Source organism: Ancylobacter gelatini (genome assembly GCF_022601675.1).
Classification (GTDB): Bacteria; Pseudomonadota; Alphaproteobacteria; order Rhizobiales; family Xanthobacteraceae; genus Ancylobacter; species Ancylobacter gelatini.
Window position 1 is genome coordinate 46,023 of record NZ_JAKVIL010000010.1, and the last position, 20,375, is coordinate 66,397.

21 protein-coding genes are annotated in these 20,375 nt (G+C 68.3%); 8 read left to right on the top strand and 13 right to left on the bottom strand.

The window, feature by feature from the left end; all coding sequences use genetic code 11:
* Positions 1-105: 105 nt before the first annotated feature.
* Positions 106-1,197: a bifunctional transcriptional activator/DNA repair enzyme AdaA gene (locus tag MKI84_RS16440; RefSeq protein ID WP_241621337.1), complete on the bottom strand. Its 1,092-nt coding sequence runs from the start codon at positions 1,195-1,197 to the stop codon at positions 106-108.
* Between the two features lie 199 nt (positions 1,198-1,396).
* Between MKI84_RS16440 and MKI84_RS16445 the strand changes: the two genes are divergently transcribed.
* The 4 genes from MKI84_RS16445 to MKI84_RS16460 all read left to right on the top strand — a co-directional run bounded on the left by MKI84_RS16445 (position 1,397) and on the right by MKI84_RS16460 (position 5,718).
* Positions 1,397-3,139, top strand: a complete 1,743-nt coding sequence (locus tag MKI84_RS16445; RefSeq protein WP_241621338.1) for an alkaline phosphatase — start codon at positions 1,397-1,399, stop codon at positions 3,137-3,139.
* Between the two features lie 74 nt (positions 3,140-3,213).
* Entirely contained in the window at positions 3,214-3,681 is a 468-nt protein-coding gene (locus MKI84_RS16450; protein ID WP_241621339.1) for a hypothetical protein, read from the top strand.
* Positions 3,682-3,683: 2 nt separating this feature from the next.
* Positions 3,684-4,379 (top strand): ABC transporter ATP-binding protein, encoded by a 696-nt coding sequence (locus MKI84_RS16455; RefSeq protein WP_241621453.1) that lies wholly within the window; start codon positions 3,684-3,686, stop codon positions 4,377-4,379.
* 4 nt (positions 4,380-4,383) lie between these two features.
* On the top strand, positions 4,384-5,718 hold the full coding sequence (locus tag MKI84_RS16460; protein ID WP_241621340.1) for an ABC transporter permease: 1,335 nt from the start codon (positions 4,384-4,386) through the stop codon (positions 5,716-5,718).
* Positions 5,719-5,721: 3 nt separating this feature from the next.
* Here the strand turns inward: MKI84_RS16460 and MKI84_RS16465 are convergent, their stop codons facing one another.
* On the bottom strand, positions 5,722-6,462 hold the full coding sequence (locus MKI84_RS16465; protein WP_241621341.1) for an SDR family oxidoreductase: 741 nt from the start codon (positions 6,460-6,462) through the stop codon (positions 5,722-5,724).
* 115 nt (positions 6,463-6,577) lie between these two features.
* Here MKI84_RS16465 and MKI84_RS16470 point away from each other — a divergent pair, with 115 nt between their 5' ends.
* On the top strand, positions 6,578-7,489 hold the full coding sequence (locus MKI84_RS16470) for a LysR family transcriptional regulator (RefSeq protein ID WP_241621342.1): 912 nt from the start codon (positions 6,578-6,580) through the stop codon (positions 7,487-7,489).
* On the opposite strand, the gene MKI84_RS16475 is transcribed toward MKI84_RS16470, so the two are convergent.
* Positions 7,486-7,947, bottom strand: coding sequence for an NUDIX hydrolase (locus tag MKI84_RS16475; RefSeq protein WP_241621343.1), 462 nt, complete (start codon positions 7,945-7,947; stop codon positions 7,486-7,488). The genes MKI84_RS16470 and MKI84_RS16475 overlap by 4 nt on opposite strands.
* 5 nt (positions 7,948-7,952) lie before the next feature.
* Positions 7,953-8,990 (bottom strand): LLM class flavin-dependent oxidoreductase, encoded by a 1,038-nt coding sequence (locus MKI84_RS16480; RefSeq protein WP_241621344.1) that lies wholly within the window; start codon positions 8,988-8,990, stop codon positions 7,953-7,955.
* Positions 8,991-9,291: 301 nt separating this feature from the next.
* On the opposite strand from MKI84_RS16480, the gene MKI84_RS16485 reads away from it, so the two are divergent.
* Positions 9,292-10,053 carry a glutamine amidotransferase gene (locus tag MKI84_RS16485; protein ID WP_241621345.1) on the top strand — a complete coding sequence of 254 codons (762 nt, stop codon included), beginning with the start codon at positions 9,292-9,294 and terminating at the stop codon, positions 10,051-10,053.
* A gap of 18 nt (positions 10,054-10,071) precedes the next feature.
* Here MKI84_RS16485 and MKI84_RS16490 read toward each other — a convergent pair whose 3' ends face one another.
* Both MKI84_RS16490 and MKI84_RS16495 read right to left on the bottom strand, forming a co-directional pair.
* Positions 10,072-10,617, bottom strand: a complete 546-nt coding sequence (locus MKI84_RS16490; protein WP_241621346.1) for a hypothetical protein — start codon at positions 10,615-10,617, stop codon at positions 10,072-10,074.
* A 137-nt stretch (positions 10,618-10,754) separates the two neighbouring features.
* Positions 10,755-11,483: a class I SAM-dependent methyltransferase gene (locus MKI84_RS16495; RefSeq protein WP_241621347.1), complete on the bottom strand. Its 729-nt coding sequence runs from the start codon at positions 11,481-11,483 to the stop codon at positions 10,755-10,757.
* Positions 11,484-11,742: 259 nt separating this feature from the next.
* Between MKI84_RS16495 and MKI84_RS16500 the strand changes: the two genes are divergently transcribed.
* Both MKI84_RS16500 and infA read left to right on the top strand, forming a co-directional pair.
* Positions 11,743-13,161 carry a DEAD/DEAH box helicase gene (locus MKI84_RS16500; protein ID WP_241621348.1) on the top strand — a complete coding sequence of 473 codons (1,419 nt, stop codon included), beginning with the start codon at positions 11,743-11,745 and terminating at the stop codon, positions 13,159-13,161.
* 90 nt (positions 13,162-13,251) lie between these two features.
* Positions 13,252-13,533: a translation initiation factor IF-1 gene (gene infA / locus MKI84_RS16505; RefSeq protein WP_241621349.1), complete on the top strand. Its 282-nt coding sequence runs from the start codon at positions 13,252-13,254 to the stop codon at positions 13,531-13,533.
* A gap of 170 nt (positions 13,534-13,703) precedes the next feature.
* Here infA and MKI84_RS20685 read toward each other — a convergent pair whose 3' ends face one another.
* From MKI84_RS20685 to MKI84_RS16545, 7 genes are all read right to left on the bottom strand, one after another.
* The gene (locus tag MKI84_RS20685) at positions 13,704-14,450 is read right to left on the bottom strand and encodes a GntR family transcriptional regulator (protein ID WP_281063244.1); all 747 of its coding nucleotides are present in this window, start codon (positions 14,448-14,450) and stop codon (positions 13,704-13,706) included.
* Between the two features lie 91 nt (positions 14,451-14,541).
* Entirely contained in the window at positions 14,542-15,249 is a 708-nt protein-coding gene (tenA, locus tag MKI84_RS16520; RefSeq protein WP_241621350.1) for a thiaminase II, read from the bottom strand.
* Between the two features lie 85 nt (positions 15,250-15,334).
* The gene (locus MKI84_RS16525) at positions 15,335-15,751 is read right to left on the bottom strand and encodes a F0F1 ATP synthase subunit epsilon (RefSeq protein ID WP_241621351.1); all 417 of its coding nucleotides are present in this window, start codon (positions 15,749-15,751) and stop codon (positions 15,335-15,337) included.
* Positions 15,752-15,849: 98 nt separating this feature from the next.
* Positions 15,850-17,286, bottom strand: a complete 1,437-nt coding sequence (atpD, locus tag MKI84_RS16530) for a F0F1 ATP synthase subunit beta (RefSeq protein WP_241621455.1) — start codon at positions 17,284-17,286, stop codon at positions 15,850-15,852.
* A gap of 35 nt (positions 17,287-17,321) precedes the next feature.
* Positions 17,322-18,203, bottom strand: a complete 882-nt coding sequence (locus tag MKI84_RS16535) for a F0F1 ATP synthase subunit gamma (RefSeq protein ID WP_241621352.1) — start codon at positions 18,201-18,203, stop codon at positions 17,322-17,324.
* A gap of 35 nt (positions 18,204-18,238) precedes the next feature.
* On the bottom strand, positions 18,239-19,768 hold the full coding sequence (atpA, locus tag MKI84_RS16540) for a F0F1 ATP synthase subunit alpha (protein WP_241621353.1): 1,530 nt from the start codon (positions 19,766-19,768) through the stop codon (positions 18,239-18,241).
* Positions 19,768-20,322 (bottom strand): F0F1 ATP synthase subunit delta, encoded by a 555-nt coding sequence (locus tag MKI84_RS16545; RefSeq protein WP_241621354.1) that lies wholly within the window; start codon positions 20,320-20,322, stop codon positions 19,768-19,770. Before MKI84_RS16545 ends, atpA begins: the two co-directional genes overlap by 1 nt.
* Positions 20,323-20,375: the final 53 nt, after the last annotated feature.

Genomic DNA, 20,375 nt, shown 5'->3' on the forward strand with positions numbered 1-20,375 from the left:
CCCTCATATACGCAGGCCGACGCCGAATGAAGCGCGCGCAACGGCTGAGCCATGCGGTGCGGGCATGCCAAAGCCGCACTGTCGCATGACATAGCCGCCCGATTCCTAAGCCGCGCCCGGTGTGCGGTTGTCGTCGACGGCGCTTCCATGGGCAAGCCGGTGTTCGATCTCGATGAGCTTCTGCTTGCGCCACAGCCCGCCGCCATAGCCGGTGAGCGAGCCATCGGCACCGATCACGCGGTGGCAGGGGATCAGCAGCGCGATCTGGTTGGCGCCATTGGCGCGGGCGACCGCGCGCACGGCGAGCGGCTGGCCCAGCGCCCGCGCGATGTCGGCATAGCTGCGGGTGACCCCGGGCGGGATTTTCATCAGCTCCGCCCACACCGCGCGGGTGAAGGCGCTGCCATGGAGCGCGAGCGGGATCGAGAACCCGCCTTCCCGGCCGGCGAAATAGCGGTCCAGTTCGCCCGCCAGCCGGTCGTGCAGGGCTATGCGGGCAATGCCGAGCGTGCCGCGCGCGAGCCCGTTCAGCCGGCGCAACTCGGCGGGAAGGCCCTTGCGGTCGGCGAATTCCAAGAGATGCAGCCGCTCGGCGTCGCAGATCGCCACCATGGCGCCGAGCGGGGTATCGAGCCAGTGCGCGGCCAGCAGCGGCACCCGCGACAGCTTGCCCGGCGCCACGCCCGCAAGCCGCGCGAACGCCTCGCGAAACCCTTCCGGTGAGGCGAAGCCGGCTTCCAGCTGCGCGTCGATCACCCGCCCGCCCTCGCCCAGCGTCTGGAAGCCGGCGCGCAGCCGCTCCATCCGCGCCATTTCGAGGAACGTCATGCCGAAATGCCGCCGGAAGGCGCGCCGCACCGTGGAGGGATCCAGCCCCATCCGCTCGACATCCTGCTCGCTCCAGCGATAGGCCGGCCGCTGCTCCAGCGCGCCCAGCAACGTGCGTATCGCGGGATCGCTCTCAGCCGCCGGGGCGAGCGGGGCACAGCGTTTGCAGGCGCGAAAGCCTGCCGCAAGGCATTCCGGCACGCTGGCGAAGAAGCGGCAGTTCTCCGGCTTCGGCTTGCGCGCCGGGCAGGTCAGCCGACAGAAGATTCCGGTGGAGGTGACGCCGACATAGGCCCGGCCCTCATAGGCGCCGTCGCGCGCGAGCAGGGCCTCATAGAGCACCGGGGCGGGAGGAAGATCGAACAACATGGCGACAGCCTAGCGCCGCGCGGCACCACGCGTCGCCGGAAATCGGGCGTCTCTTTCGCCCCGGAGCGGAACGGGACGGCACACGCCCGCCTGACGCAACGGCAGTCATTCCGGTGACATGTGCCGGCTTTAGCCAGAGCGCCGACCAATACCGCCCATCCGCAACCGCTGATCCATCATCTTCTGGGGAGACCCGCCGATGCGCTCGCTCATCGCAGCCCTTGCCGCCACCACCTGCCTGTTCTCGGCCGCGCAGGCTGCGACGGTGTACCCGCTCGACCGCGCCACCATCCTCGCCGGCTCGCCCTTCGACCTGAAGGTGGAATTCGACACCGTGGTGAAGCCGGCGGACGTCACCGTCACCATCAATGGCGAGCCCGCCGCCAAGGTGCTCGGCAAGGATGTCGTGTTCGTCGAGAAGGAACCCGGCTTCGAGGCCTCCGCCGTGCTGATCCGCGCCGGCGCGCTTCCCAAGCCCGGCATGTACACGGTCGAGGCCAAGGCCGGAGCCGAGACCAGGACGGTGAACTGGGAAGTCTACGGCACCCCGGCCACCGCCAAGGCCCGGAACGTCATCTTCTTCCTCGGTGATGGCCTGTCGGTCGCCCACCGCACCGGCGCCCGCCTGATGTCGAAGGGCATGCATGAGGGCAAGGCCGATGGCCGCCTCAACATGGACGGCATCCCGCCAGCCGCCTTCATCGGCACCTCGGCCACCAACGCCATCGCCACCGACAGCGCCAACACCATGTCGGCCTACATGACCGGCCACAAGACCGCGGTGAACGCCATCGGCGTCTATGCCGACCGCACCAAGGACGCGTTCGACGACCCGCGCGTCGAGAACATCGCCGAGGCGCTGCGCCGCACCACCAGGAAGTCGATCGGCATCGTCGCCCCCTCCGAGATCGAGGACGCCACCCCGGCCGCCGTGGTCGCCCACACCCGCCTCCGCTCGGAAAAGGCCGCGGTGGTCGGCCAGATGTTCGCCGTGAAGCCAGATGTGATCCTCGGCGGCGGCTCGGCCTATTTCCTGCCCAAGAGCACGCCGGGCTCGAAGCGCAAGGACGAGCAGGACTTCATCACGATGTTCCGCGAGGCCGGCTACACGCTCGCCACCGACAAGACCGAACTGGCCGCCGCCGCCGGCACCAATTCCGGCAAGATTCTCGGCCTGTTCCACACCGGAAACATGGACACGACGCTCGATCGCGAGTTCCTGAAGAAAGGCACCGTGTCGAAGTTCCCGAACCAGCCCGGCCTCGTCGAGATGACCAAGGTCGCGCTCGGCGAATTGTCGAAGAACCCGGAGGGCTTCTTCCTGATGGTGGAAGGCTCCTCGATCGACAAGATGTCCCACCCGATGGACTGGGACCGCGCCCTCGTCGAGACCATCGAGTTGGACCAGGCCATCGGCGCCGCGCTCGATTTCGCCAAGACCCACCCCGACACGCTGATCGTCGTCACCGGCGACCACACCCATGGCGTGGCCATCGTCGGCACGGTGGACGACGACAAGCCGGGCACCGAGATGCGGGAGAAGGTCGGCGTCTATGCCGATGCCGGCTTCCCGAACTATGAGGACAAGAACGGCGACGGCTATCCCGACCGCATCGACGTCTCGCGCCGCCTGATGCTGTTCGCCAACAACTTCCCCGACTATTACGAAACCTTCCGCCCGAAGCTGGAAGGCCCGTTCGAGCCGGCGGTGCAGAACGAGAAGAAGCAATACGTCGCCAACCAGGCCTATAAGGACGTGCCCGGCGCGGTGCTGCGCGAGGGCAACCTTCCCCGCTCCAGCGACACCGCCGTCCACGCCGTCGACGACGTGGTGCTGCAGGTCACCGGCCCCGGCGCCGACGGCTTCCGCGGATACATGGAGCAGAGCGACGTCTACCGCGTGCTGATGGAAGCGATGGCCGTCGGCCCGCAGGCCGACTGACCCCGGCGGCGTTCCCCATCTTCGCGGCCCGGACGGTGACGCCCGGGTCGCGCCCCGTTCAGGAGCCACCGGCGATGAACCCGCATATCCTCTCGCGCCGCCTCGTGCTGGGCGGGGCCGGCATCGTGCTTTCCAGCCTGTTCGCGCCCGTTCTGCCATGCGCGGCCCTCGCCACCGAGGCGCTCGACTTCGACGAGTTGTACGGCTCGGTGGGCGTGCTCGGCCTCACCTTCTCGGAAAAGGTGAAGGCGCTTTCCGGCCGACAGGTGACGATGAAGGGCTACATGGCCCCGCCGCTCAAGGCCGAGGCGGACTTCTTCGTGCTCACCGAAATCCCGATGTCGATCTGCCCGTTCTGCTCGTCCGATGCCGACTGGCCGGACAATATCGTCGTGGTCTATCTCGAACGCGCGCAGACCTTCGAGCAGGCCAATGCGCTGATCGAGGTGCGCGGCACGCTGGAGGTCGGCTCCTGGACCGACCCGGCGACCGGCTTCGTCAGCCTGCTGCGCATCGTCGGCGCCAGCCTGGCGACGGCGTGACCATGACCCTCGCCAGCGCCCCGGAGCCCGCGCCGACCGCCCTCGCTTTGCGCGGCGTCGAGGTGCGCTTCCCCGGTCTCGAGCGGCCCGCCCTGTCCGTTCCCGCGCTCGATCTGGCGCCGGGCGAACATGTGGCGCTCACCGGGCCATCCGGTTCGGGCAAGACCACCCTCCTCAACATCGTCACCGGGATGGAGCGCCCCGACACAGGCGCCGTGCTGTGGGACGGCGTCGACATCGCGCGGCTTTCCGAAGGCGGGCGGGACCGCTGGCGCGCCGGCCATGTCGGGCTGGTGATGCAGGATTTTCATCTGTTCCCCGGCCTCTCGGCGCGCGACAACGTATTGCTGCCACAGCGCCTCGCCCGGTTTCGGCTGCCCTCCGGCGCGGCGGCGGAAGCCGCGCGACTGCTGGACCGGGTCGGCATCGCGCGGCACGACCAGCACATCGAAACCCTGTCGCGCGGCCAGATGCAGCGCGTCGCCGTGGCGCGGGCCCTAGCAGCGCACCCGCGAATCATCATTGCCGACGAGCCGACCGCCAGCCTCGATGACGCGTCCGGCGCGGCGGTATCCGATCTGCTGCTGGAACTCGCCCATGAGGCCGCTGCCACCCTCATTGTCGCCACGCACGATCCCCGGCTCGTCGGCCGGCTCGGCCGAACGTTGCGGCTGGACGCCGGCCTCGTGAAGGAGTGAGCGCATGTTCGGGTTCATCGCGGCCGACCTGCGACGGCATTGGGCCGGGGCGCTGGCCGTCGTGCTCATCATCGCCTTCGCCACCGCGCTCGGCGTGGTGGTCACGCTTCAGGAACGCGCGCTGCGGCTTGGCAGCGCCCGCGCGGCGCAGGCTTTCGACCTCGTGGTCGGCGCGCCGGGCAGCGAGACCCAGCTCGTGCTTTCCGCCGTGTTCCTGCAGGCCGCACCGCTGCCGCTGATGGATGGCGAGGTGCTCGCCGGGCTGATCGCCGATCCGCGCGTGGCCTATGCCGCGCCGGTCGGGTTCGGGGATTTCTATGAGCGCCAGCCCATTGTCGGCACCACGCAAGCGCTGCTGGACGGGCTCGGCGGGCTTGCCTCGGGGCGGCCCTTCGCCCGGCTGGACGAAGCGGTGATCGGGGCGGGCGTCGCCCTGCGCGAGGGCGACGCGATCAAGCCGCAGCATGGCCTTGCCGAAGAGGGCGGCCATGTCCACACCGGCGCCGCCTATCGCGTCGTCGGGCGGATGAAGCCGACCGGCACGCCCTGGGACCGCGCGCTGCTGGTGCCGATCGAGGCGGTGTGGAGGGTGCATGGCCAGCACGCCGAAGACCATGAAGGACACGACCATGAGGGGCATGCCCATGAGGGGCATAACCACGATGTCGGGGACGGCGACACGCACGACCATGCCGAACCCGCCCCGGTTCGGGCCAGCGAGCACGCGGACGGCGATCGTGATCATGATGAGGCCGACGGGCTCGACACCGCGATCGATCCTGCCGCCGCCGCCGATCCCCATGCGCCCGGCGTGCCGGCCATCCTGGTCAAGCCGCGAACCATCGCCGATGCCTACAAGCTGCGGCAGGCCTATCGTTCCGATCACACGCTCGCCGTGTTCCCGGCCGAGGTGCTGACCCGGCTGTACGGAACGCTCGGCGACGCCCGCCTTGTGCTCGGCGCGGTAGCCGCCGGGGCGCAGGCGCTGGTGGGCGCGGCGATCCTTCTCGTGGTGATCCTGCACATCGGCCAGCGCCGCCGGCAGATCGGCGCGCTGCGCGCCTTCGGGGCGCCGCGCCTGTCGGTCTTCGCCATCGTCTGGCTGGAGGCCTTCGCGCTGATCGCGGCCGGGCTCGTCGCCGGCTTCGGGCTGGGCTTTGTCGCGGCCCGCGCGCTCTCGGCCATTCTCGCCGGGATGAGCGGCGTGCCGCTGCCGGTGGAATTCACCGGGTCGGACCTGTCGCGCTTCGCGCTGCTGCTGGCGATCAGCGCACTGATCGCGGCGGTTCCGGCGCTCAGTGCCTATCGCCAGTCGCCGGCGGCCGCGCTGCGGAGCTGACGCTCACACCATGCCGCCATTGGCACGCAGCACCTGGCCATTGACCCAGACGCCATCCGGTCCGACCAGCAGCGAGACGATGTTCGCGATGTCCTCCGGCGTGCCGAGGCGCTCCATCGGGTTGAGCCCGGCGAGGCGATTGATCAGTTCGGGGCTCTTGCCGTCGAGGAACAGTTCGGTCGCCACCGGGCCGGGCGCGACCGCATTGACGCGGATCGCGCGGCCGCGCATCTCCTTGGCCATCACCGCGGTCATCGCCTCCACCGCCGCCTTGGTGGCGGCATAGAGCGCGTAGCTCTCCATCCGCAGGCCGATCACGCTGGAGGAGAAGTTCACCACGCTGCCGCCCGGGCGCAGCCGCCGCGCGGCCTCGCGCATCACGTTGAACGTGCCCTTCACATTGATCGCGAACTGGCGGTCGAACGCATCGTCCGTGGCCTCCGCCAGCGGAGCGAGCGTCATCACGCCGGCATTGTTCACCACCACGTCGACACCGCCAAACGCGGCCTCCACCTTGTCGAACATCGCGGCGACCGCCTGGGGGGCGCTCACATCGGCCTGCGCCGCCAGCGCGCGTCCGCCCCACGCCTCGATGGCGCCGACCACCTTCTCGGCGGCCGCGGCGTTGCCGGCGTAATTGACGATGACGGTATAGCCGTCGCGGGCGAGGCGGTCGGCCACCGCGGCGCCGATGCCGCGCGAGGCGCCTGTGACGATGGCCACCTTGTCGTTGGGTGGGGTCATGATCTGTCTCCATATCCGCGCAGCGGCGCGGGTCATGCGCCTAACATGACCATTGGATCGGGTCGTATAATCATGCACTGTTCGACATCATTATCCGGCGTTTGCGAAAAATATCATGGACCGTCTCGAAGCGATGCAGGTGTTCACGCGGGTGGTGGCGCGGCGCAGCTTCACCCTCGCGGCGCAGGATGTCGGCCTGCCACGCTCTACCGTGACCGATGCGGTGAAGCAGCTTGAGGCGCGGCTGGGCGTGCGGCTGCTCAACCGCACCACCCGCCATGTCAGCCCGACGCTGGACGGGGAAGCCTATGACCGGCGCTGCCGCGCCATTCTCGCCGATATCGAGGATGCCGAAGGCGGCTTTGCCGGTGCGCGGCCGCGCGGCCTGCTGCGCGTCGACGTTCACGGCACGCTCGCCCGGCACTTCATGCTGCCGGGCCTGCCGGACTTCCTCGCGACCTATCCCGAGCTGGAGCTCTATATGAGCGAGGGCGACCGGCTGGTGGATCTCGTACGCGAGGGCATCGACTGCGTGCTGCGCGTGGGCGTGCCGGCCGACAGCGACATGATCGCCCGCCGCGTCGGGCTGCTGGAAGAGGCCACCTGCGCCGCGCCGGCCTATCTCGAACGCCACGGCACGCCGCGCAGCGTCGATGACCTCGCGGGCCATCGAATGGTCGGCTTCTGGTCCTCGGCCAGCGCCAGCGTGATGCCGATGGAGTTCATCGAGGAGGGACGGGCGCGCCACGTCACCCTGCCCGCCACGGTGACCGTGAACGGCGCGGACAGCCTGTACGCCGCCGCCCGGCTCGGCCTCGGCATCATCCAGGTGCCGCGCTATCGGCTTGAGGAGGATTTCGCGCGCGGCACGCTGGTGCCGCTGCTGACCGACACACCGCCAAGCCCGACCCCGGTGAACCTGCTCTACCCGCGTGACCGCCAGCTCTCGCCGCGGGTACGGGCGTTCATCGACTGGGTGAGCCGGGAATTCGCGGCCCGCAACCCGCGCAGCGCGCGCGACGCCTAATCCGCCACCGCCCGCGCGAGCAGCATCCGTTTCAAGCCGCTTGGAAACAGTGCCGGGCCGTCGCCGTCGAGCGTCTCCAGCGCATACCAGCGCGCACGGCACGGCTGGCCCCCATCTTCTTCGAAATCGACGCTCTCCGCTTCGTCCAGCACACCCGGAGGAAAAACAACATCGGCAACGAACACCACCTCGTGGCCGGTGGCGCCCTCGTGGCTGAAGATGTTCTCCAGCACCGCCCGGCATGGGCCGACATGCACATCCAGTCCCAGTTCCTCGCGGAATTCGCGCGCCAGCGCATCCCGCCAGCTCTCGCCGAACTCGACGCCACCGCCGAGCGGGCGCACGCCCTTGAGCCGGCCGGCATCGTCCCGCACCTCGGCCGCCAGCAGGCGGCCCTCACGCCAGTGGAGGCCGATCGCCACCACGCGAATATGCGCCCTCGGGCGCCAGGGGGTCATATGAGTCAGCCTTCCGCCAGCATCTCGCGCACCAGCGGAATCACCCGCGTACCGTAAAGCTCAATGCAGCGCATGAGCTGGCGATGCGGCATCGGGCCGGCGCTGTATTTCAGGTCGAAGCGCGAGAGGTCGAGCGCCTTGGCGGTGGCCGCGATGCGCCGTGCCACGCTTTCCGGGGCACCGACATAAAGCGAGCCCTGGGTCGCCTCGCGCTCGAAGGCGTCCCGCTCCATGGCCGGCCAGCCGCGCTCGGCGCCGATCCTGTCGTGCATGCGCTTGTAATGCGGCCACAACTCCTCGCGGGCCTGCTCGTCGCTGTCGGCGATGTAGCCGGGCGAATGCACGCCGATCGGCTGCACCTGCGTGCCGAGCTGGGCGAAGGCGCGCTGGTAGAGATCGACATAGGGCTGGAAGCGTGCCGGATTGCCGCCGATGATCGCCAGCATCAAGGGCAGGCCGTAGCGCGCCGCGCGCACCACGGATTCCGGGCTGCCGCCGACCCCGATCCAGGTCTTGAGCGTGCCGTTCTCGATCGGCGGATAGACGCTCTGGTTCTCCAGCGCCGCGCGCGTCGTGCCGCGCCACGTCACCGCCCCGCCTTTCAGCAGGCTGGCGAACAGGTCGAGCTTCTCGGAAAACAGCGTCTCGTACTGGTCGAGGGATAAGCCGAACAGCGGGAAGGATTCGGTGAAGGAACCGCGCCCGAGGATCACCTCGGCCCGCCCGTTCGACACGGCGTCGAGCGTCGAGAAGCGCTGGAACACCCGCACCGGCTCGTCCGAGGACAGCACGGTCACCGCCGAGCCGAGCCGGATACGCGTGGTGCGCCCGGCAATCGCCGCCAGCACCATTTCCGGCGAGGATACCGCGAAATCGGCGCGGTGATGCTCGCCGACCCCGATGAAATCGACGCCGAGCTGGTCGGCCAGCACCGCCTGCTCCACCAGATCGCGGATTACCTGCGCGTGCGCAAGCATCTGCCCGTCCGGGCCGAGCGTGACGTCGCCGAACGTGTCGAGCCCGAGTTCCAGATGCCGTGCCATGGCGTGCCTTCCTATCAACATGACCGGCCATCACTGCCTGTCCCGCCGCGCGGAGGTAAAGCGCGTTCCCGCGTTTCGCAACCGCGCCGGGTCCGGCAGGCCGTGCGCCCGCTCACACGATAAAGTGACGGCAACCGCCCGCCAGCCGCCCCGCGCGACTGGTACTCCGGGGCAACAGCGGGCCTGCCATGCATGGAGTGCGGGCGCTGAAACCTTGAATGCCAGGGAAATCCGTGGCGTCATCGTCGCGATAGCCGCGGATCTGCTGGATTCGCGGCCACCAACCCCGCGACGGAGCCGAATGCCCGCACCTGCCTCGCCCCCCTCGGTCCTGATCGTGCTTCATCAGGAGCACTCCTCTCCCGGACGATTGGGCCGCCTGCTGGTCGAACGTGGCTACCGGCTCGACATACGCCGTCCCTGCCTGGGCGATCCTCTGCCCGATACCATGGACCAGCATGCCGGCGCGGTGATCTTCGGCGGGCCGCAGAGCGCGAATGACTGCCACGATTATGTGCGCACCGAGATCGACTGGATCGGCGTCCCGCTGCAATCCGGCAAGCCCTATCTCGGCATCTGCCTCGGCGCGCAGATGCTCGCGCGCCATCTCGGCGCCCGCGTCGCGCCGCACCCTGAGGGACTGGTCGAGATCGGCTACTACCCGATCCGCGTTACCCAGGCCGGCGCCGCTCTGCTCGCCGCCAATGGCGCAGCGGCGTTCCGGCAAGAAGCGGACGAGACCGGGGGCGAGACGGCTGCCTGGCCCGATCACGTCTATCACTGGCACCGCGAGGGATTCGATCTCGCCGAGGGCGCCGAGCTCCTGGCGACAGGTGACAGCTTCCCCAATCAGGCGTTCCGCTACGGGCCTGCCGCTTTCGGCATCCAGTTCCACCCCGAGGTGACGCATCACATGATGTGCCGCTGGACCACGCTCGGCAGCGAGCGGCTGAACCTGCCGGGCGCCCGGCCACGCCGCGCCCATTTCACCGACCGCCTGCAGCACGACACGCGGATCCGGCTCTGGCTCGACGATTTCCTCGATCACTGGCTGGCCAGCTGAAGCCTCGCGCGCGAGGCCTCAGACCGGCCGCACCACGATGTCCATCGCGCGCAGATCGCCATAGAGCTTCACGTCCAGCGCGTAGGGCCACCAGTCGAACAGCAGGATTTCAATCGGGCGCCACAGCCCGACCCAGCCGGCAATGATCGCGCCCTCGACCAGGAAGCGGCTCGCCAGCGAGTCGGAACCGATCAGCTTCTCGATCGCACCGGCGAGCCCGATGCACAAGGCGAGGAACAGAACGCCGACCGCGAGCGCCCGCAGCCCGTCGGCCCGCACCTCGTTCAGCTTGCGCCGCGAATATTGGACATGCTTGTCGCAGTAATTGACCAACGCCTCGGCGATGCGCGGGGCGAGCGACGCTGTTTCCTCGCCGGCCGGCACATGCAGAACCGCGCGCACCCGGCGGCGGCGCCAGATGCGCCCGGCCCGAAGCTCGTCGATGATCTGGTCGATGCCGGCTTCGTCGATATGCTCGCCCTCGAACGGATCGACCTCGGGCGTCGAGAAGAAATTGCGGAGGTGGCGCAGGTGGATGTCGATTTCGAGCGTGTCGTCGGCCATGTCAGCCCTGCCGGAGGTAGGTCGCTCCACCTGATAGCAGAGCGCGGCAGCACTGGCGATGAATCGCCGACCACGGGCGGCATCGCGCAACCGGCCCGGAATTGAACGCGCGGGAGCTCTTGCTCGCCATGAAGGCGCTATCCGCCGATCGCCTGCGGCGCCAGAACCGGCTGGAGCACGCGCAGCCGCGCCCGGCGCTTCACCGCGACCGGCTTGTAGACCTGCTTGGCGGCCTCGACGATGTGCACCCCCGAGAACGGCAGCGAGAGCGTCGCGCCCGCGCGCTCCCAGGCCACCGCCGTGCGCAGGAACCAGCTCCGCGTCACCGGCGGCATGTACAGCGCCTCGCTCCAGCCGACCGGGGTGAACAGCGCCTCGCGCAGCAATTCGGTGATCTGGGTGCGCGAGAAGGGGCGGCCATGGCCGAAGGGATTATTGTCGACCCGCGCCCACACGCCGCGCCGGTTCGGCACCACGCAGAGCAGCCGGCCGCCCGGCGCCAGCACCCGCCACACCTCGCGCAGCACCTCCTCGGCGTCCGGCGTGTTCTCCAGCAGGTGCACCGCGATCACCCGGTCGATCGCCGCCGTGGGCAACGGCAATTCGCACTCATCCACCAGTGCCGCCAGCGTCGGGGCGGCAGAGGGCCAGCGCGTCACGCCCTGCGCGCCCGGCATGAACGCCAGCGCGCGCTCGCATTCCTCGCGGAACACGCCGAGATAGGGCGTGGCATAGCCGATGCCGAGCACGGAGAGGCCGCGCACATTGTCGAAACGCGCGCGAATGCCGCGCGCCACCAGCCGGCGCGTGACCACGCCGAGGGGCTGGGCATAGAAGCTGCGGAGGTCGACGACATCGGGAAACATGGCTTCAACCTATAAGGCGCGCCGTGACGCCTTGAAATCAACACGTATTTAGGCCACATAGCGGTTCGTACGGGATATTGCCCGTATTCGGGGCCGCGTCGCTCGATTTCCGCTTCGGCAAAGGCCAGCCCGGCCAGCCGCCAAAGCAGACTTCTGCCCTTCATCATCAGCCTATCGCCGACGTCCCAGGCTGCGCGGGGTGTCCAACACCCCTGATGCGCGGCTCGCGTGCCATTCCGGCGTGCGAGCGCCATCACCCATGAAAGACACCTACTTGAACAGTTTCGCCGAGCTCGGCCTTGCCGAACCGATTCTGCAGGCCCTCAAAGAGGCCAACCATCTCACCCCCACGCCGATCCAGTCCCAGGCTGTTCCGCAGGTTCTCGCGGGCCGCGACCTGATCGGCATCGCGCAGACCGGCACCGGCAAGACCGCTGCCTTCGCCCTGCCGATCCTCAATCATCTCGTCACCGAACGCCGCCGCCCGGACCGCCGCTCGGCCCGCGTTCTGGTGCTGAGCCCGACCCGCGAGCTCTCCGGCCAGATTCTCGAGAGCTTCCGTCTCTATGGCAAGCATGTGCGCCCCTCCACGGCGCTCGCCATCGGCGGCGTCCCGCTCGGCCGTCAGGCCCGCGCGCTCATGAACGGCATCGACATCCTCGTCGCCACGCCGGGCCGCCTGGTCGACCTGGTGGAGAACGACGCGGTGCGCCTCGACCAGATCGAGGTGTTCGTGCTCGATGAAGCCGACCAGATGCTGGACATGGGCTTCATCCACGCCATCCGCTCCATCGTCGCGCGCCTGCCCAAGCAGCGCCGCAACCTGTTCTTCTCGGCGACCATGCCGAAGGAGATCGAGAAGCTCGCCGACCAGTTGCTGACCAACCCGGTCCGCGTCGCGGTGACCCCGGTCGCCAAGACCGCTGACAAGATCGCGCAGAAGGTGTTCTTCACCGATCGCGCCGGCAAGCCGGACCTGCTGATCGAGGTGCTGTCCGATGCGTCCTGCGAGCGCGCCCTGGTGTTCTCGCGCACCAAGCACGGCGCCGATCGCGTGGTGAAGGGCCTGGTGACCGCCGGCATCAACGCCGAGGCGATCCACGGCAACAAGTCGCAGCCGCAGCGTGAGCGTGCTCTGGCCGCCTTCCGCGAGGGCAAGGTCAAGGTGCTGGTGGCGACCGACATCGCCGCGCGCGGCATCGACGTGCCGGGTGTCAGCCATGTCGTGAACTACGACCTGCCGAACATCCCGGAAAGCTATGTGCACCGCATCGGCCGCACCGCGCGCGCCGGCGCCGATGGCATCGCCATCTCGCTGTGCGACGGCGAAGAGCGCGCCTTCCTGCGCGACATCGAGCGGCTGATCAAGATCACCATCCCCTCGACGGACCGCCGCGGCGAGCCGCGCCGCGCCACCGGCTTCAACAGCCCGCGCGAGGACAGCCCGCGCCGCGACGGCGAACGTTCGGGTCGCCCGCCCGCGCGCAGCCCGCGTCGCCCGGAATATCGCGGCGGCGAGGCGCGCACCGAGCGGCCCCGTCCCGAGGGCGCCCGTCATGACGCTCCCCGTCACGAAGGCGCGCGTGCCGACGGCGCCCGCCACGAGGGCCGCCGCGAGGCGCCCGCGCGCGGAGATCGCCGCGAGGGACCGCAGAAAAGCTTCCGTCCCGCGCGTTGAGCGAGACAAAGCGGCGTCGTCAGGGTATTGCCCTGACGACAGGCCGCGAGAAGCCGATAGCCTGAAGGGACTTTACGAGGAGAGCCAGGAATGGCGAAAGAGGAACTGCTCGAGTTTGACGGCACCGTGACCGAGGTGCTGCCCGACGGAAATTTCCGCGTCGTGCTCGATAATGAACATGAAATTCTCGCCTACGCGGCCGGGAAGATGAAGAAGAACCGCATCCGCACCATCGTCGGGGACCGCGTCGTCGTCGAGATGTCGCCCTACGACCTGGAGCGCGGCCGCATCAACTTCCGCCACAAGACCGGCGGCCCGACGCCCCCGCCCGGCAGCGGCCAGCGCCGTCCGCCTCCCGGCCGTCGCCGCTGACCGCTCGCCGCTCAGTCCTGCCGCCCTGTGCGCCGCTTGAGACGGCGTGCGTTCCGGCGCATGTGCGCCGGCAGGGCCGCGGGCTGTGCGGGATCGTTCCCCAATAATCCCGGATCGCGGCTCTCCGCGCTGTTTACGGCGGTCCGCCACACGGCGCGTCGCCGCGATCGTCAAGTCCGAACATCGCGCGAGCGTGCCCGCTGGCGCGATGGCTTGAGGCCCAGGGCCTGCGCGAGGCCGGCCGGCTTGGCCAGCGGCTCGCTCAGGTCCATCTCGGAGGCGACATGCGCGATGTGCGTGCGCATAAGCCGTGCCGCCTCGGCAGCGTCCCCCCGCTCGATCGCCGCCACGATGGCCCCGTGCTCATGGGGAGGGCAGGCCGCGTGCTCGCCCCTCGCATAGAGCAGGATGGCCAGCGAGCTCAGCGCGTGCAGTTCGGTCAGCAGCCGCACGAAAACCGGATTGCCCGCCGCCTCTGCCAGCGTGACGTGGAACTCCCCGGTGAGCCGCACCAGCGCCGCCCGGTCGCCCGAGGCCCGCGCCTGATCTTCCATCGCAATATGACCGCGCAGACGCGCCAAAGCCGGAGCGCCGCAGGAACAGGCGACGTTCGCCGCAATTTCCGGCTCGACGACGGCGCGCGCCGCCAGAACATGTGCGGCATCCGCGCGGGTCGGCGCCGCGACGAAAGCGCCGCGATTGGGCTGCTGCTCCACGATGCCGTCCTGCGCAAGCCGCGCCAGCGCCTGGCGCACCACCGTTCGGCTGACGCCGAACAGTTCCGCAAGGCGTTCCTCGGTGAGCTTCTCGCCCGGTGGCAGGCGCCGCTCGAAGATCGCCTGAAGGATGCGTGATCGGATGACGGCCTCGGAGCGGCCGCGTCCCGTCACCTGATGATCGGCAATCATGTCGTCCATGAACGTCTCGGCGCAGGCGCCTGCCTGCTCGGGGAAGCATAAGCATCTTCGGTGCCACGCGCCATGCGCGGCCGGCACAGGTCGCCGATCGTCAGACCGGCCAGTCCGCGAGCTGCCAGGCCGAATCCCAGAACATCCATTCGAGCTGGCTGGCGCGGCCATAGGCCTCGTGCATGCGCGCCCGCACCGCTGGCGAGGCGCTTTCCGCCGCGCGATCGGTGGTAGCGATCACCGCGCGCACCGCCTCGTGGAACTCCTCGCCGGCATAGGTGTCGATCCAGGCGTCATAGGGGTTCGGCCGTACGGCGCGAGCGAGGATGTCGCGGCCGATCTCGGCATAGATCCAGAAGCACGGCAGCAGCCCCGCCAGAACCACGGGATAAGGCTCGCCATAGGCGGTAGCCATCAGGAAGCTGGTGTAGTGATGGCAGACCGGCGACAGCTCGGCCTGCGCGAATTCCTCCGGCGCGATGCCGAATTTAGTGAAGAAGTCGGCATGGAGCGAGCGCTCCACCACCACCGCCACCTTGGCGCCCTCGGCGAACTGGACCAGCCCGTCCGTGTCGTCGGCCTTGGCGGCAGCGATCGCCAGCGCACGGCCGAACGCGATGAGGTAATGCGCGTCCTGGATCATGTAGTGCTTGAAGCGGGCCACATCGAGCGTGCCGGCAGCCAGCGCCTCATTGAACGGCATGGTGCGGATCGCCTCATAGACCGCGAGATTTCGCTGCCAGGCCTCTTCGCTGAAGCGCGGCAAAGCGGGGCGGGTCGAGGTTGGCATCGCGGCGTTCTCGGGCATGGCATTCCTCCGGACATGAAAAGGGCCGCCCAAAGGCGGCCCGCATCATTCTACCCTGCCGCCGTCAGACGGGGCTGGCGCTATATCAGTGGCTGGTACGGCCATCGGCCTCGATCGCCGCCGACGCCGCCCGGAGCGAATCCAGCGTGCCCTGCAGGCGCAGGCGAGCCGCGTCGTCGCGAGCGTCCTCGACGTCTTCCTGCGCGTCCTTGATCATCTGCGCCAGGCGCGCCGGGTTCATCTCGCTGAGCGGCACGGCGGTCTCGGCCAGAACGGTGAGCCCGGCCGGGTTTGCCTCCGCAAGGCCGCCACTGACGAACAGCTTGCGAGGGGCGCCGTCGCCCTTGATGGTCAGCACGCCGGGCTTCAGCGTGGAGACGAAGGGCGCATGACCGGCCAGCACGCCGAATTCGCCCTCGGTACCGGGGACCACGACTTCGGTCACCGAGCCGGAATAGACGAGGCGCTCCGGCGAGACGAGTTCAAACGAGAAATTGGCCATGGATCCTCCAGGGGATGCGTCAGCGCGCGCAGTTCTTCAACATGTCGGCCCGAAGGCCGGCTCCGGGCACCGCGAAGCGGCACCCGGACAGCGGAAGATCACGCGGCTTCGGCAGCCATCTTCTTGCCCTTCTCGATCGCCTCTTCGATGGTGCCGACCATATAGAAGGCCTGCTCCGGGAGGTGATCATACTTGCCTTCCACCAGGCCCTTGAAGCCCTTGATGGTGTCGGCGAGGTCGACGAGCTTGCCGGGCGAGCCGGTGAAGACTTCGGCAACGTGGAAGGGCTGGGACAGGAAGCGCTCGATCTTGCGGGCGCGGGCGACGGTGAGCTTGTCCTCTTCCGAGAGCTCGTCCATGCCCAGGATCGCGATGATGTCCTGCAGCGACTTGTAGCGCTGCAGCGTCTGCTGCACCTGACGCGCCACATTGTAGTGCTCCTCGCCGATGACGAGGGGCGACAGGATGCGCGAGGTGGAGTCGAGCGGGTCCACGGCCGGGTAGATGCCCTTTTCCGCGATCGAGCGCGACAGAACGGTGGTCGCGTCAAGATGGGCGAAGGAAGCGGCCGGAGCCGGATCGGTCAGATCGTCGGCCGGCACGTAAATCGCCTGCACCGAGGTGATCGACCCCTTGGTGGTGGTGGTGATGCGCTCCTGCAGAGCGCCCATGTCGGTGGCGAGCGTCGGCTGGTAGCCCACCGCCGAGGGGATGCGGCCCAGCAGCGCCGACACTTCCGAACCGGCCTGGGTGAAGCGGAAGATGTTGTCCACGAAGAACAGCACGTCCTGGCCCTGGTCGCGGAAATGCTCGGCCACGGTGAGGCCGGTCAGCGCAACGCGGGCGCGGGCGCCCGGGGGCTCGTTCATCTGGCCATAGACGAGCGCGCACTTGGAGCCGGCCGACGAGCCGTTGTGCTCGTGCGGATCGACGTTCACCTTGGACTCGATCATCTCATGGTAGAGATCGTTGCCCTCGCGGGTACGCTCGCCCACGCCGGCGAACACGGAATAGCCGCCATGCGCCTTCGCGATGTTGTTGATCAGCTCCATGATCAGCACGGTCTTGCCGACGCCGGCGCCGCCGAACAGGCCGATCTTGCCGCCCTTGGAGTAGGGAGCGAGCAGGTCCACCACCTTGATGCCGGTGACGAGGATTTCGGCTTCCGTCGACTGGTCGGCATAGGACGGCGCATCCTGGTGGATGGCGCGGGTCATCTCGCCGACCACAGGGCCGAGCTCGTCCACCGGCTCGCCGATGACGTTCATGATGCGGCCGAGGGTCGCCTCGCCCACCGGCACCATGATCGGGGCGCCGGTATCGGTGACCACATGGCCGCGGACCAGACCTTCGGTCGAGTCCATGGCGATGGTGCGCACGGTGTTCTCACCGAGATGCTGCGCCACTTCCAGCACAAGGCGGTTGCCCTGGTTGGTGGTTTCCAGTGCGTTCAGAATTGCCGGCAGGTGGCCGTCGAACTGCACGTCGACAACAGCGCCGATGACCTGGGTGATGCGTCCGTCCGTGTTCGCCATCTTCATGCGTCCTTTGTCCTTGACCGCGCTGCCCGTCAGAGCGCTTCGGCACCGGAAATGATTTCGATCAGTTCTTTGGTGATCTGGGCCTGACGTGTGCGGTTATAGACCAGCGTCTGCTTCTTGATCATGTCACCCGCGTTGCGGGTGGCGTTGTCCATCGCGCTCATGCGCGCGCCCTGCTCGGACGCGCCGTTTTCGAGCAGCGCCTTGAAGATCTGCACGGCGAGGTTGCGCGGCAGCAGCTCGGCGAGGATGTCCTCCTCGCTGGGCTCATATTCGTAGACCGCCGTGCCGCCGCCCGCCGGGGCCTTCGTCTCCGGGAAGGTCGCGGGAACGATCTGCTGGGCGGTCGGGGTCTGGGAGATCACCGACTGGAAGCGGCTGAAGAACTGGGTGGCGACGTCGAACTCGCCGGCATTGAACATCGCCATGATCTTCTCGGCGATGGCCTGGGCATCGGCAAAGGTCACGCCCTTGTTGGCGCGCAGTTCCACCAGCTCGACGATCTGCTTCTCGAACTGGCGGCGCAGCGGCTCATAGCCCTTGCGGCCCACGCAGAAGATCTTGACCGTCTTGCCCTGGTTCATCAGCGACAGCGCACGCTCGCGAGCGAGCCGCACGATCGACGAATTGAACGCGCCGCACAGGCCGCGCTCGGCGGTGAGCACGACGAGCAGATGGGTCTGGTCCTGACCCGTGCCGGTGAGCAGGCGCGGCACGTCCGGCCCGCTCGACACCGTGGAGGCGATGCTGCCGAGCACCGTCTCCATGCGGGTCGCATAGGGACGCGCGGCCTCGGCGGCGGTCTGGGCGCGCCGCAGCTTGGCGGCGGCGACCATCTGCATCGCCTTGGTGATCTTCTGCGTCGCCTTGACCGAAGCGATCCGGTTGCGCAGTTCCTTAAGGCTGGCCATCTACCCTCGACTCCCGTGCCTGTCGGCGACCCAACTCAGGCGAAGGTCTTCGCGAAGGCGTCGAGCGCCTTGACGAGGCTCGCGGTGGTCTCCTTGGAAAGTTCCTTGGAGGTGCGGATGGTGTCGAGAATGTCGGCGTGGTTGGTGCGGATGAACAGCAGCAGCCCTTCCTCGAAGGCGCGCACCTTGTTCAGGGGCAGGCTGTCGAGATAGCCATTGGTGCCGGCATAGATCACCACGACCTGCTCCTCGACCTTCAGCGGCGCGAACTGCGACTGCTTCAGGAGTTCGGTCAGGCGGGCGCCGCGGTTGAGCAGCTTCTGGGTCGAGGCATCGAGGTCGGAGCCGAACTGGGCGAAGGCCGCCAGTTCGCGATACTGGGCGAGCTCGCCCTTGATCTTGCCGGCCACCTGCTTCATCGCCTTGATCTGGGCCGATGAGCCGACGCGCGACACCGAGAGACCGACGTTCACCGCCGGGCGGATGCCCTGGAAGAACAGGTCGGATTCAAGGAAGATCTGGCCGTCGGTGATCGAGATCACGTTGGTCGGGATGTAGGCCGACACGTCGTTGGCCTGGGTCTCGATGACCGGGAGAGCGGTGAGCGAGCCGGCGCCGTTCTCGTCGTTCAGCTTGGCTGCACGCTCCAGCAGGCGCGAATGGAGATAGAACACGTCGCCGGGATAGGCTTCGCGGCCCGGCGGGCGGCGCAGCAGCAGCGACATCTGGCGGTAGGCCACGGCCTGCTTCGACAGATCGTCATGGATGATCAGCGCGTGCATGCCGTTGTCACGGAAATACTCGCCCATCGCGGTGCCGGAGAACGGCGCGAGGAACTGCATCGGCGCGGCGTCGGAGGCGGTGGCGGCGACGACGATGGAATATTCCAGCGCGCCCTGCTCTTCCAGCACCTTCACGAACTGCGCGACGGTCGAACGCTTCTGCCCGATCGCGACGTAGACGCAGTAAAGCTTGGCCTTCTCGTCCGTGCCGGCGTTGATCGACTTCTGGTTCAGGATGGCGTCCAGCGCGACGGCGGTCTTGCCGGTCTGGCGGTCGCCGATGATCAGCTCGCGCTGGCCACGACCCACCGGGATCAGGGCGTCGATCGCCTTGAGGCCGGTCTGCATCGGCTCATGCACCGACTTGCGCGGAATGATGCCGGGCGCCTTCACGTCGACGCGCGCACGCTTTTCGTAGATCACCGGCCCCTTGCCGTCGATCGGGTTGCCGAGCGCGTCGACGACGCGACCCAGCAGACCCCGGCCGACCGGCACGTCGACGATGGCGCCGGTGCGCTTGACGGTCTGGCCTTCCTTGATCTCACGATCGGAACCGAAGATCACGACGCCGACATTGTCGATTTCGAGGTTCAGCGCCATACCGCGCGTGCCGTTCTCGAACTCGACCATCTCGCCGGCCTGGACGTTGTCGAGGCCGTAGACGCGGGCGATGCCGTCACCGACGGAGAGAACCTGACCCACCTCGGAGACTTCGGCCTCCTGGCCGAAATTCTTGATCTGTTCCTTGAGGATCGCGGAAATTTCAGCAGCGCGGATATCCATCAGCGAACCTCTTTCATCGCAGTGCGGATCGAGTTGAGCTTGGTCTTGAGCGAGGCGTCCACCAGACGGCTGCCGATCTTGACCGTGAGGCCGCCGAGCAGGGCAGGGTCGACCGTGACGGCGAGCTGCACGCTCTTGCCGGTCATCTGGTCGAGGGCCTCCTTCAGCGTGGCGGCATGTGCGTCGGAAAGCGGCTGGGCGACCGTGATGTCGGCAACGACCTCGCCCTTATCCGCGGCAACCAGCGCGTCATAGCCGCGGATGATCGATTCCACGGCGAACAGGCGGCGATTGGCGGCCACGGTCTTGAAGAAATTGCCGGCGAGGCCGGAAATGCCCGCGCGGTCGAGAACGGCGACGATCGCGCGCTCCTGCTCCTCGGAGGAGAAGACCGCGCTGCGGACCAGCCGCTTGAGGTCGTCGCTTTCGGCAACAAGGGCGGCGAACCTGTCGAGGTCCGACTTCACCGCGTCGATGGCGCCGGCATCGCGCGCAAGCTCGAAAAGAGCCGTCGCATAGCGCCCCGCCACACCGGATACGAACGTCTCGGACACCGTGCCTCTCTCGGGCTTTCCGGGGAGGCCGCCACCACCGGAATGATGCGGCC

What these genes read in the sequence shown, in the direction of transcription:
- MKI84_RS16440 (WP_241621337.1), bottom strand. Translation starts at nt 1,197, where the DNA reads ATGTTGTTCGATCTTCCTCCCGCCCCGGTGCTCTATGAGGCCCTGCTC.
- MKI84_RS16445 (WP_241621338.1), top strand. Translation starts at nt 1,397, where the DNA reads ATGCGCTCGCTCATCGCAGCCCTTGCCGCCACCACCTGCCTGTTCTCG.
- MKI84_RS16450 (WP_241621339.1), top strand. Translation starts at nt 3,214, where the DNA reads ATGAACCCGCATATCCTCTCGCGCCGCCTCGTGCTGGGCGGGGCCGGC.
- MKI84_RS16455 (WP_241621453.1), top strand. Translation starts at nt 3,684, where the DNA reads ATGACCCTCGCCAGCGCCCCGGAGCCCGCGCCGACCGCCCTCGCTTTG.
- MKI84_RS16460 (WP_241621340.1), top strand. Translation starts at nt 4,384, where the DNA reads ATGTTCGGGTTCATCGCGGCCGACCTGCGACGGCATTGGGCCGGGGCG.
- MKI84_RS16465 (WP_241621341.1), bottom strand. Translation starts at nt 6,462, where the DNA reads ATGACCCCACCCAACGACAAGGTGGCCATCGTCACAGGCGCCTCGCGC.
- MKI84_RS16470 (WP_241621342.1), top strand. Translation starts at nt 6,578, where the DNA reads ATGGACCGTCTCGAAGCGATGCAGGTGTTCACGCGGGTGGTGGCGCGG.
- MKI84_RS16475 (WP_241621343.1), bottom strand. Translation starts at nt 7,947, where the DNA reads ATGACCCCCTGGCGCCCGAGGGCGCATATTCGCGTGGTGGCGATCGGC.
- MKI84_RS16480 (WP_241621344.1), bottom strand. Translation starts at nt 8,990, where the DNA reads ATGGCACGGCATCTGGAACTCGGGCTCGACACGTTCGGCGACGTCACG.
- MKI84_RS16485 (WP_241621345.1), top strand. Translation starts at nt 9,292, where the DNA reads ATGCCCGCACCTGCCTCGCCCCCCTCGGTCCTGATCGTGCTTCATCAG.
- MKI84_RS16490 (WP_241621346.1), bottom strand. Translation starts at nt 10,617, where the DNA reads ATGGCCGACGACACGCTCGAAATCGACATCCACCTGCGCCACCTCCGC.
- MKI84_RS16495 (WP_241621347.1), bottom strand. Translation starts at nt 11,483, where the DNA reads ATGTTTCCCGATGTCGTCGACCTCCGCAGCTTCTATGCCCAGCCCCTC.
- MKI84_RS16500 (WP_241621348.1), top strand. Translation starts at nt 11,743, where the DNA reads ATGAAAGACACCTACTTGAACAGTTTCGCCGAGCTCGGCCTTGCCGAA.
- infA (WP_241621349.1), top strand. Translation starts at nt 13,252, where the DNA reads ATGGCGAAAGAGGAACTGCTCGAGTTTGACGGCACCGTGACCGAGGTG.
- MKI84_RS20685 (WP_281063244.1), bottom strand. Translation starts at nt 14,450, where the DNA reads ATGGACGACATGATTGCCGATCATCAGGTGACGGGACGCGGCCGCTCC.
- tenA (WP_241621350.1), bottom strand. Translation starts at nt 15,249, where the DNA reads ATGCCCGAGAACGCCGCGATGCCAACCTCGACCCGCCCCGCTTTGCCG.
- MKI84_RS16525 (WP_241621351.1), bottom strand. Translation starts at nt 15,751, where the DNA reads ATGGCCAATTTCTCGTTTGAACTCGTCTCGCCGGAGCGCCTCGTCTAT.
- atpD (WP_241621455.1), bottom strand. Translation starts at nt 17,286, where the DNA reads ATGGCGAACACGGACGGACGCATCACCCAGGTCATCGGCGCTGTTGTC.
- MKI84_RS16535 (WP_241621352.1), bottom strand. Translation starts at nt 18,203, where the DNA reads ATGGCCAGCCTTAAGGAACTGCGCAACCGGATCGCTTCGGTCAAGGCG.
- atpA (WP_241621353.1), bottom strand. Translation starts at nt 19,768, where the DNA reads ATGGATATCCGCGCTGCTGAAATTTCCGCGATCCTCAAGGAACAGATC.